Annotated in this window: 9 protein-coding genes; 3 read left to right on the top strand and 6 right to left on the bottom strand. The window is 56.7% G+C overall.

What is annotated here, in order from left to right; translation table 11 throughout:
- Together H5P17_RS26570 and H5P17_RS22245 are read left to right on the top strand one after the other, a co-directional pair.
- Positions 1 to 212: hypothetical protein (locus tag H5P17_RS26570; protein ID WP_220496939.1), on the top strand; the 212-nt coding region annotated here is incomplete at its 5' end.
- 83 nt (positions 213 to 295) lie between these two features.
- Positions 296 to 1,606 carry an MFS family transporter gene (locus tag H5P17_RS22245; protein WP_220496938.1) on the top strand — a complete coding sequence of 437 codons (1,311 nt, stop codon included), beginning with the start codon at positions 296 to 298 and terminating at the stop codon, positions 1,604 to 1,606.
- 1 nt (position 1,607) lies between these two features.
- On the opposite strand, the gene H5P17_RS22240 is transcribed toward H5P17_RS22245, so the two are convergent.
- From H5P17_RS22240 to trxC, 5 genes are all read right to left on the bottom strand, one after another.
- The gene (locus H5P17_RS22240) at positions 1,608 to 1,940 is read right to left on the bottom strand and encodes a YfiM family lipoprotein (protein WP_182825249.1); all 333 of its coding nucleotides are present in this window, start codon (positions 1,938 to 1,940) and stop codon (positions 1,608 to 1,610) included.
- Between the two features lie 238 nt (positions 1,941 to 2,178).
- Entirely contained in the window at positions 2,179 to 3,534 is a 1,356-nt protein-coding gene (gene pssA, locus H5P17_RS22235; protein ID WP_182825247.1) for a CDP-diacylglycerol--serine O-phosphatidyltransferase, read from the bottom strand.
- A gap of 153 nt (positions 3,535 to 3,687) precedes the next feature.
- The gene (locus H5P17_RS22230) at positions 3,688 to 6,336 is read right to left on the bottom strand and encodes a bifunctional acetate--CoA ligase family protein/GNAT family N-acetyltransferase (RefSeq protein WP_044554488.1); all 2,649 of its coding nucleotides are present in this window, start codon (positions 6,334 to 6,336) and stop codon (positions 3,688 to 3,690) included.
- A gap of 44 nt (positions 6,337 to 6,380) precedes the next feature.
- Complete coding sequence (locus tag H5P17_RS22225; protein WP_182825245.1) at positions 6,381 to 7,076, bottom strand: tRNA-uridine aminocarboxypropyltransferase; 696 nt, start codon at positions 7,074 to 7,076, stop codon at positions 6,381 to 6,383.
- 228 nt (positions 7,077 to 7,304) lie between these two features.
- Positions 7,305 to 7,724 carry a thioredoxin TrxC gene (gene trxC / locus H5P17_RS22220; RefSeq protein ID WP_041414882.1) on the bottom strand — a complete coding sequence of 140 codons (420 nt, stop codon included), beginning with the start codon at positions 7,722 to 7,724 and terminating at the stop codon, positions 7,305 to 7,307.
- Positions 7,725 to 7,932: 208 nt separating this feature from the next.
- Here trxC and H5P17_RS22215 point away from each other — a divergent pair, with 208 nt between their 5' ends.
- A complete protein-coding gene (locus tag H5P17_RS22215) occupies positions 7,933 to 9,033 on the top strand; it encodes a tRNA/rRNA methyltransferase (RefSeq protein ID WP_020828322.1) in 1,101 nt (366 codons plus the stop codon).
- A 72-nt stretch (positions 9,034 to 9,105) separates the two neighbouring features.
- Here H5P17_RS22215 and emrB read toward each other — a convergent pair whose 3' ends face one another.
- The gene (emrB, locus tag H5P17_RS22210; protein WP_044554490.1) at positions 9,106 to 10,641 is read right to left on the bottom strand and encodes a multidrug efflux MFS transporter permease subunit EmrB; all 1,536 of its coding nucleotides are present in this window, start codon (positions 10,639 to 10,641) and stop codon (positions 9,106 to 9,108) included.
- Positions 10,642 to 10,658 lie beyond the last annotated feature (17 nt).

Raw genomic sequence — 10,658 nt, 5'->3', positions numbered from 1 at the left:
TGAAACGCCGTAGCGCCGATGGTAGTGTGGGGTCTCCCCATGCGAGAGTAGGACACTGCCAGGCATCAATTAAGCCAAGAGGCCATCCGCAAGGATGGCCTTTTTGCTATGTCCGCTATAAATATTTGCTGTTATTTCGCCCGATTTTTACGCCAGTCTTCAATGCGCATCACAAAAATCACGCTATATTCTTCGCCCGCTATTTGTTTTAATTGTTAACTCAATATTAACAATTTAATTACATTTAAGCGGCAGGACGCCGACTTCACGGTTTATCTGGCTTGGAGAATACAAAATGACAGAAACAACCTCGGCCATTGAGGGTGGAAATGCCGTCGATCCGGCAGTGCAGGACAAAAAGAAACGTATTTTCGCTATTGTTGGCGCTTCATCGGGGAACCTGGTGGAGTGGTTTGATTTTTACGTCTATTCCTTCTGTTCTATCTACTTTGCCGCTTCATTTTTCCCCGCTGGCAACAGCACCACCCAATTGCTGCAAACTGCCGGCGTGTTCGCCGCCGGTTTCTTCATGCGCCCGATCGGCGGCTGGTTGTTCGGTTATATTGCCGATAAGCATGGTCGCAAAAACTCGATGCTGATCTCTGTTTGCATGATGTGTGCAGGATCGCTGGTGATCGCCTGTTTACCGACCTATGAATCGATCGGCAGTTGGGCTCCGGTGCTGCTGCTGGTTGCGCGTCTGTTCCAGGGCCTGTCGGTCGGAGGCGAGTACGGCACCAGCGCCACCTATATGAGCGAGGTGGCAATAAAAGGGCGGCGTGGTTTCTATGCTTCTTTCCAGTATGTCACGCTGATTGGCGGCCAACTTTTGGCATTGCTGGTTCTGGTGGCTCTGCAACAAATCCTCTCCGCAGAGGAACTAAAGGCCTGGGGCTGGCGTATTCCCTTTGCGATTGGCGCGGTATTGGCGGTAGTGGCGTTATATCTGCGTCGGTCGCTGAATGAAACCTCCGATGCCAAAACCCGTAATCATAAAGATGCGGGTTCACTGAAGGGGTTGTGGAAGAATCGTAAAGCCTTCCTGATGGTGCTGGGCTTTACCGCCGGAGGGTCGTTGAGCTTTTATACTTTTACCACCTATATGCAAAAGTATCTGGTCAATACCTCCGGGATGGACGCCAAGCTGGCCAGCGGTATTATGACTGCCGCGCTCTTTATCTACATGCTGCTGCAGCCCTTGGTCGGGGCATTGTCAGACAAGATCGGTCGCCGCAGTTCAATGCTGATCTTTGCCTCACTGGCGACCTTGCTGACCGTGCCTATCTTGCTGACGCTGAAAAATGTCAGCAACCCTTATGCGGCCTTCGGTTTGATTGTGCTGGCGTTATTTATCGTCAGTTTCTATACCTCGATCAGCGGGCTGCTGAAGGCTGAAATGTTCCCGCCGGAAGTGCGCGCGTTAGGCGTTGGTCTGTCTTATGCGGTGGCTAATGCGATGTTTGGCGGGTCGGCGGAATATGTTGCACTGTCGCTGAAGTCGTTTGGCTTCGAGAATGCCTTCTTCTGGTATGTTTCCGGCATGTGTCTGCTGGCGCTGATAGTTTCTCTCCGCTTGCATCGCAAAGGGAAAGAGATCCAACTGTGAATCAGCGGGTTGCGTGGTAAAGGCTATAACCGGTCGCCGCCCCCGCAACATCCCAGGCAAAATCTTTCCAACTCCAGCCGGTGCCGCCTTCGCGACTGTCATACAGTTCTTTGGCGGCGCCGAGCCCGATTGAAAACATCAGGCCAAAGCTGCGGCTGCGTGCCTCATTCCAGTTTTGATGATCGCCATAAGCCGCACCGGCGGCAGCGAAGGCCGCAGACGCGACAAAGTGCTGTGCCTTGTCTTTCCCGGTCCAGCTGTCATTTGCCAGGTGGGTACAACCGCTGGTGATCAATAAAAAGGGGAGCGCGGCCAGGCAGCGGAGTGGGCGCATAATGAAAACATCCTGTTGTCATGACACATAAAAACCCCGGCATTGGCCGGGGTCGGGTTATTGACAAAGGGGGATAAAAGCGTGGTTTTTCCCCCTTTGTGTTATCAGCCGAAATCAATAAATTGATTTTCCTGGTTTATTTTCAAAACCTTTAGCGCCTGCCACCAAACATTATATGTTTGTCAGCAGTCTCACCCCGGCATTGGCCGGGGTCTGCGATAGCTAAATTATAGCGGGATTACAGTATACGGCTAATCAACCGGTCAATACGGATACGGCGCAGACGGCGGATCAGCTTGCGCACTTTGATCGGGTACTGCTGGATGCTTTGCAGTTCCAGGTAGTTCCCCACCACGGTGGTATGAGTGCGGATGCACTCCAGCTCTTTATGCCGTTGCTCACGCATCTCCTGCTTGGGATCGTGGATCAGAATGGCATTCTCCAGATCCAGTCGCCAGGCGCGCGGATTGAGGTTATTGCCGGTAATCAATTGCCATTCGTCATCCACCCACATGCCTTTCAGGTGGTAGCTGTTGTCGCCGTCTTTCCACAGGCGAACAATCAACTGGCCGGTATCGACGTAGCGCTGCAAGCGGCTGAGAAAGCGCCGCAGGTTGATTTCGTACAGGTAAGGCAGGGCGCCGATAATTTTGAACGGCTGATCTTCCGGAATATAGAAATCATTGGCGGTTTTGTCGCCGACAATAATTTCCACCTGTTTGCCCTGGCGCAGCAGATAGATGATATTGCGCACCAGCAGGGCCGGCAGGTTGAAGTAAGGGGTGCACAGCGTCAGTTTCTGATCGGCGCAGGACATCAGATGGTGAATGGTTTTATTCAGCACGCTTTGCTTGCCCAGCCCAACCAGCGGCGTTACCGCCAGCTCATCGTTGCCCGCCTGGTTGCGAAACTGATAACCGGCCCGGCGCAGACCGAAACGGAATAAGCGAGTTTCGTTTTTGATCTCTGGGCTCTTGGGACGATCGTCACGATCCAAACGTTGCACAGCACCGGCGGTCAACAGGTGCTGCTTGATGTAGTCGATCATGGTATTGGCCAATTCGCCGTTGGTGATCAACTGGTAACGATCGTAGCGGTATTTCTCATGCTGGTGCAGGTAAACGTCATTGATGCTGGCACCGCTGTAAACCACGGTATCGTCGATCACAAAACCTTTCAGGTGCAACACACCCAGGGCTTCGCGGGTATTCACCGGCACGCCGTAGATTGGCACGGAAAGCTCTGGGTGCCGCTCTGCCATTGAGCAATACCAATCGGCGTTGGTATTGGCGGCCGCGGCGCCGATGCGCCCACGCTGGGCGCGATGCCAGTCGACCAGAATGCAAATCTCCAGCGCCGGACACCGCTGCTTGGCTTGATAAAGCGCGTTGAGAATATCGCGTCCGGCGTCGTCATGCTCCAGATACAGAGCGACCAGATAAATGCGTTGGGTGGCGTTAGCGATCAATTCCAGCAGCGTGGCACGGTAATCAGACGGTGTGTACAAAGTACGTACATCAGCTACCGTCTGGGGGAGTTTGGGCAGTTGTGCAAGGTGTTGTTGATGTTTGCTACGTTTAAATTTTGACAACATCACAGTGCGCTTCTTCTCTCATGATTAGATGGCCGGAACGCCAAATACGGGAAAACAGTAAATCGAATAATCGGGCGATAATACCACTAGTTGTCCCGATTGTGCGTATGTTTTGGCGTTAAGTGGTGGATTCGTAGCGCATTGCGACACAGGTCACTGCACTTCTTCCGCCTGCAGCGGCAGGGTCAAATTGACGATGCCGTCCTCAAGCTGCACATCGATGCCAAAACCCAGACGTTGCGCCAGCGCTATCATTCCGCGGTTATTTGGCATGGTGATGCCGGTCAGGCGGGTCAAGCCGTGGGCACGGGCATAGGTAATCATTTTTTCCAACAGTTGGCGGCCCAGGCCGAGCCCTTTCAGATCTGAACGTACCAGCACGGCAAATTCCGCGTCGGTGTTGTCCGGATCGGAGAGGGCACGCGTTACGCCAATGATTTGGTCATCCCGCACCGCGACAAAAGCCATCTCCCGATCGTAGTCGATCTGCGTCATGTTAGCCAAATCGTCATGGGTAAACTCGTTGATCTCACTGAAGTAGCGATAGTAGAGATCTTCCTTGGTCACGCGATCGATAAAGTGTTTCAGCGCGGGTTCATCTTCCGGCAGGATCGGTCGGAACAGGCATTGCGAGCCGTCTTTCAATCCGATGGTTTCTTCCAGCTCATGAGGGTAAGGGCGGATCGCCAGCCGTGCCTGTGGATCGCCTTCGAAGGGGGCGATCTGCATGGAAACGTCGAGCAGGGTGAATTCGCTGCCTGAGGCCAGTACCGGGTGGATATCCAGACGGGTAATTTCCGGACAGTCGAGGATCAGATTGGACACCTGCACCAGCAAGCGGCTCAGCCCAGGGATATCCAGCGGCCGTAACGCGCTGCGGCCGCGAATTTTTCCGCCTTTCACCGCCTGCAATACCAGATAACGCGCCAGCGCCATATTCAGCGGCGGCAGCGCTACGGCGACCTGATTTTCCTGGCGCCATTCGATACCGCCTTCACCCAGCATGATCAGCGGGCCGAAAATGGCATCTTGCTCCACCGCGATACGCAACTCCTGCGCTCCGGCGCGGTTGGCCATGCTTTGTACCAGCAGGCCGTGAATGCGTGCCTGAGGATAGGTGCGCTTAACCCGATCAAGAATCGCCTCCGCGGCTCGTTGTACCTCGGTAGCGGTGCGCAAATAGAGCATTACGCCCTGAACTTCTGACTTGTGCGGGATATCGGGAGAACGCAGCTTCAGGGCCACCGGGTAGCCGATCTGCTCTGCAATATGTACCGCTTCGGCGCTGTCTTCGGCAATCCAGGTGGGCAGCGTCGTCAGGTCATAGGCCTTCAGAATGGACTGCACTTCATGGGTATCGAGCTGCGCTGCGCCCTCAGCCAGCGCCTGCTGAATCAATCGGTGAGCGTCGGCGGTGTTGGCGGTCAGACCGACCGGAAGCGCCGGAGTTTCTTTGAGCTGTTTCTGATTACGGCGATATTCCACCATATGCATAAACGCGGTCACTGCGCCTTCCGGCGTTCGATAGGTCGGAATGCCGGCTTCGGTAAATAACCGGCGGGCTTCTTGCGAGGAGTACTCGCCACACCAGTTGGTCAGCAAAGTCACGCGTTTACCACGCGGGTGCTGACGCACGGCCTCGATAATACGTTCGGCGGTCAGGGTGCCCGGGGCTGCTGCGCTTGGGGCGTGGATCAGCAATAAAGCGTCGTAGTCGTGGCTGTCGAGCAAGGTCTTAACCGCCGCCAGATAGCGCTGCGGAGTTGCATCGTCTCGCAGGTCAATCGGGTTGCCGGCGCGTATAAAGTCGGGCAAGGCGTCACCCAACTGCGCCAGGATCTCGTCCCCCAGCGGCGCCAGCTTGCCGTTGCGCCCCAGTAGTTCGTCCAGCGCCATTGCCGCCGGCGCCGCACCGTTGCTGACGATCATCAGCCGCTCTCCGCGCAACGGATGCATATGGCTCAGGGTTTCCACCGCCGAGAACAGCTCGTGAGTATCCTGTACGCGCAGCAAACCGGCACGTTGGATCGCGGCATCGTAAGCGGCATCCAGCCCTTGCTGACTGTTGAGCAACAGTTGGGCCTGCTGACTGCGTCCGCTTTTGACCACCAGAATGGGCTTGTTGCGCGAAGCACTGCGCGAGGCGGATAAAAAGCGGCGCGCGTCGCTGATGTTTTCCAGATATAGCAGGATGGCGCTGGTCTTGCTGTCGCGCGCCAGAAAATCCAGCAGGTCGTCGACGTCAATATCCAGGCTGTCGCCCAGCGCGATAAAATAGGAAAAACCGACTTCTCGTTGCTGCGCCCAGTCGAGGATGGTATTGGCCACCGCGGCAGACTGCGAAATGAACGCCAGCTTGCCCTTGAGGATCGGTACCGGCGAGAAACTGGCGTTTATGCCTTGCCAGGGGGCCAGCAGACCCAGGCTGTTCGGCCCCAGCAGGCGCATCGAATAACGCTGCGCGCAGGCTTTCAGCTCGGCGAACTGCTCTGGCGGCGAAGAGAGCACAATGGCCGTTTTGCAGCCGCGTTTGCCCAAATCCTCAATCAAGGCCAGGTTGCGTTGTGCATGGGTACAAAGTATGGCCAGATCGGGGCTGAGCGGCAGGCTGGCAACGTCCGGATAGGCCATGACTCCGCAGACCGCCTTATAACGCGGCGTGACCGGCATCACCGGCCCGTTGAAGCCGCCGGCCAGCAGGTTGCTCATCATCAGGTTGCCGGCGCGGCCAGGCTGCTGTGAAGCGCCGAGAACGGCAATAGATTTGGGACGTAAAAGCGCTTCTAACCCTCGCTGGCTCATGCTCGGCTCCTTTAGGCAACGTTACCGCCTTGATTCTAGGCGTTTTACAACGGCTTTGCTGTGACCGGTGCCTCCGGGCGAGTAGGTTTCCCTGCCAGATACTGCTGACGGAAGTAGCGAAAATGCTCCGCCAGGCCGTCGGCCGCAGCGGCATCACCGGCCTGTTGCAACAGCGCTGTCGCCACTTCCGCGGTGCAGTGCTGTTCGGTGCGGCTGGCCTCACGCAGTTGGTAATTTGAGGCGGCGGTGACATTGAGCGAAAACACCGGAAACTGATTGAGGTACGGGCTTTTGCGGAACATCTTGCTCGCTTCGGTCCAGGTGCCGTCGAGCATAATAAACAGCGGCGGTTTGCCTCCGGCGGGCAGTTCGCTGAATACCGGTCGTTCAGGGGCGGCATAGGACGCGGGAAAAACCACGTAAGGCTGGCGTGCAGGATCGTTAATCGCCGCCAGCAGGTCAGGGTCAACTTCGGTACGCGACCATAGAAACGCCTGGGTGTCCGGCAGAATATCGGCGATCAATCTGCCGGTATTGCTTGGTTTGAGCGGTTCTGCGCCAAACATGATCAGGCAAAAACGGCTGGCGGCCGGCTGCGGCTGGATGGTGTCACACAGGCAGTTTTTTTGTGGCAGCAGACACCCCTGACAACGCGTAATGCGGTTGCCACGCGCCAGAAAAGGGCGGGTTGATCGTTCCAGGCGAAACTGGCGCAGGCGAAGTACGGCGTTGTCGGTCATAAAGATCCCGGGGAAAACCGGTATTGTAACGCAGAAAAAAGCCCGACGGGAGCGTTCGGGCCGGTTTGAAGTGCGGCGATGTCATCCACAATGGTCAACACCGCTTATAGGCTAAGACTTTCGGTGCCCAGTTGGCTCATCCCCCAGCTACCTGCTTTAGTCAGTTACTGGGGTGAGTGCAGGTAACAACGCCGCAGCTTGAAAGGCGACGGGTATCTGCTTTCTGCGTTAAACTAGTTCATTGAGCCAGTTATCGAACGGCGTTTTCGGCATGGCGCCATTGAGCATGTCGACCATTTTCCCGTCGCGGAAGAGCATAATGGTCGGGATGCTGCGGATGCGGAAACGGGCGCTCAGTTCCGGTTCAGCCTCGGTATTCACTTTTACGAAGCGGACTTTACCGGCGCGCTCTTCGGCAACGTCTTCGAAGATCGGCGCAAAGCTGACGCAAGGGCCACACCAGGGTGCCCAAAAGTCGACCACGACCGGCAGGCCATCCTGCAGCAGCGCGTCCAGTGTCGCGGCGGTGGCATTGATCACTTCACCGTCAAAAAGCGCGTGGCCGCAACGGCCGCATTTTGCGCCGTCAGCCACACGATCTTCAGGTACGCGGTTGGTGGCATTACAAGCGGGACAAACTGTATTCATGATGACCTCGGATACTGGGAAAGCACGACATACCGCATTCGGGTTGCGGAGATGTATCTTTAATGCTGCTTATTATCGTTAAAAGCGTGCCAATGAACAAAGAGGTTTGTTCAATGAATACGATAGTTGTTAGCTTTTAGCGCAAGTAGGTGGCTTAGCACCCCAACATCAGGTAATCTTCGCGCCCTGCGCGTTGGTGGAGAAGAAAATGAACGATTCATTTAGTGGCAAGAACGGTAAAGTTAAAGTGATGTACGTCCGCAGTGACGACGACAGCAACGGCGACGACCGTAACAAGAATAAGCGTCCGGCCGGCAAAGGCCGTCCGGCAGACGGTGCTCGCTCTTCGGGCCGTACCGGTCAGGACAAGCCGCGCGGTAATAACGATCGCCGTGGCTCTGGCTCTGATTCCCGCCGCAGTGAAAGCGATCGTCCTCGCCGTCCAGCGCGTACTGAAGACCGTGGCGGTTATGATTCGCCATGGAAAACCGTGTCTCGTGGTCCGGAAGAAGAGCCGGCGTTCGATCACGGTGGTATCAGTGGTAAAAGCTTTATCGATCCTGAGCAGCTGCGTCGCCAGCGTGCGGAAGAAACCCGCGTGTACGGTGAAAACGCCTGTCAGGCGCTGTTTGCCAGCCGTCCGGACGCGATCGTCCGCGCCTGGTTCGTGCAGTCGGTCACGCCGCGTTTTCGTGAAGCGCTGCGCTGGATGGCGGCCAACCGCAAAGCCTACCACGTGGTAGATGAAGAAGAGCTGGCCAAAGCGTCCGGCACCGAGCACCACGGTGGCGTATGCTTCCTGATCAAAAAACGTCAGGGCCTGGATGCGCAAACCTATCTGAAAGAAGCACCGGCGAAAGACTGCGTGCTGGCATTGGAAGAGGTGGGCAACCCGCACAACCTGGGCGCTATCGTCCGTTCTTGCGCACACTTTGGCGTGAATGGCGTTCTGTTGCAGGATCCGGCATTGCTGGAGTCCGGTGCGGCGGTACGTACCGCCGAAGGCGGCGCGGAACACATCAAGGCGATCAGCGCAGATGACTTCCTGTCGGTGCTGGATACTTTCCGCAAGGCCGGTTACGCCATCGTGACCACCTCGAGCCATAAAGGCACCCCGTTGGCGCAGGCTAAGCTGCCGGCCAAAATGGTGTTGGTGTTGGGGCAGGAGCGTGATGGACTGAGCGACAGCGCCTGGCAGCAGGGTGATATGAACGTATCTATCGGCGGTACAGGCAAGGTAGAAAGCCTGAACGTATCAGTCGCGACCGGCATTTTGCTGGCCGATTGGTGGCGTCAAAACCAGGCTTAATATCCGTCGCCTGGCTGCAACGGTACAAATAAAAAACGGGCGCCTCTGGGCGCCCGTTTTGCTTTCTCTGCTTTAGTGAGCGCCGCCGCCCCCACCGCCGGAGCTGAACGGCGGTTTTGCCACCCAGACCAGCGCCAGCAGGACCAGAAACACCCCGGCCGACAGCCAGAAGATCTCGTTGGCGGAGATAATCAGCCCCTGCGCGGTGATCTCGTTGGCGATGTAAGCCGAAGCCTGCTGCTTGCTCATGCCAATTTGTTCCAACTGCCGGTACATTTCTTGTGACTGCGGGCTGTAAGGGTTCACAAACTCCGCCAGCTGCGAGTGGTGCTGCGATTCGCGCTGGGTCCACAAGGTCGTGGTGATCGACGTCCCGATCGACCCCGCCAGCGTACGGGTAAAGTTCGACAGGCTTGATGCCGCCGCCATGCGATCCGGCGGCAGGCCGGACAGCGTAATGGTGGTCAATGGCATAAAGAAGCAGGCGATGGCGAAGCCCTGGACAAACTGCGGCCAGGCCGAGGCGCCAAAGTCCATTCCCGGTTCAAAGGTATAGGCGCGCCAGTAGAAGCACACGGCATACATTATGAAACTGAAGGTCACCAGCCGCCGCATGTCGAGCCGGTTGCCGAACTTGCCGATGATCGGCGACAGCAATACCGGTATCAAGCCGATGGGCGCCGAAGCCAATCCGGCCCAAGTGGCGGTATAGCCATAAACCTCCTGCAGCAACTGCGGCAATAGCACAATAGCGCCGAAGTACAGCATATAGGCCAGGCTGATACACAGACAGCCGACGGTAAAGTTGCGCGATTTGAACAACGACAAATCCACCACCGGGTGGTCGTCCGTCAGTTCCCAGACTATCAGGAACAGCAGCGCCACCACCGCCACCACCGTCAGAACGATGATCTCGGTCGAGTTGAACCAGTCCAGTTCCTTACCCTGATCGAGCATCACCTGCAGTGACCCTATACCGACGATCAGCAGCACCAGACCGACGGTGTCGATCGGTTTGATTTCGGTTTTGGTTTCCCTGCCTTTCAGCGTCGACATCGCCACCAGGATCACCACGGCACCGATCGGGATGTTGATGAAGAAGATCCAGCCCCAGTGATAGTTGTCACTGATATAACCGCCGAGGATAGGCCCGAAAATCGGCGCGACGATCACCGTCATCGACCATAGCGCCAGGGCCATCGCTCGCTTGGCGGGCGGATAGTTGTTCAGCAACAGACTCTGCGACAGCGGGATCAACGGCCCCGCTACCACACCCTGGATCACGCGGAAGAAGATCAGCATGCCCAGGCTGTTGGAAATGCCGCACAGCCAGGAAGCGAGCACGAACAGTGCGGTGGACCAAAGGAACAACCGCACTTCACCGACGCGCTTCGCCAGCCAACCGGTGATCGGGATGGAAATGGCGTTCGCCACGCCAAACGAGGTGATCACCCAGGTCCCCTGCGAGTTGGAGGACCCGAGGTTACCCGCAATCGTTGGGATCGCCACGTTGGCAATGGTGGAGTCCAGCACCTGCATAAAGGTCGCCATGGCGAGCGCGACCGTCATCCAGGCGAGCTGAGCGCCTTCAAGCGGTTTCTGTGCCAAGGTAGCCTCCCGCGCGC

This window comes from Serratia sp. OS31 (assembly GCF_014164835.1).
Classification (GTDB): Bacteria; Pseudomonadota; Gammaproteobacteria; order Enterobacterales; family Enterobacteriaceae; genus Serratia; species Serratia liquefaciens_A.
The sequence above is the reverse complement of the archived record's forward strand: the minus strand, read 5'-3'. Positions and strand labels throughout refer to the sequence as shown.

Bases quoted from the DNA above. Each gene is read 5' to 3' on its own strand.
- H5P17_RS22245 (WP_220496938.1), top strand. From the start codon at position 296: ATGACAGAAACAACCTCGGCCATTGAGGGTGGAAATGCCGTCGATCCG.
- H5P17_RS22240 (WP_182825249.1), bottom strand. From the start codon at position 1,940: ATGCGCCCACTCCGCTGCCTGGCCGCGCTCCCCTTTTTATTGATCACC.
- pssA (WP_182825247.1), bottom strand. From the start codon at position 3,534: ATGTTGTCAAAATTTAAACGTAGCAAACATCAACAACACCTTGCACAA.
- H5P17_RS22230 (WP_044554488.1), bottom strand. From the start codon at position 6,336: ATGAGCCAGCGAGGGTTAGAAGCGCTTTTACGTCCCAAATCTATTGCC.
- H5P17_RS22225 (WP_182825245.1), bottom strand. From the start codon at position 7,076: ATGACCGACAACGCCGTACTTCGCCTGCGCCAGTTTCGCCTGGAACGA.
- trxC (WP_041414882.1), bottom strand. From the start codon at position 7,724: ATGAATACAGTTTGTCCCGCTTGTAATGCCACCAACCGCGTACCTGAA.
- H5P17_RS22215 (WP_020828322.1), top strand. From the start codon at position 7,933: ATGAACGATTCATTTAGTGGCAAGAACGGTAAAGTTAAAGTGATGTAC.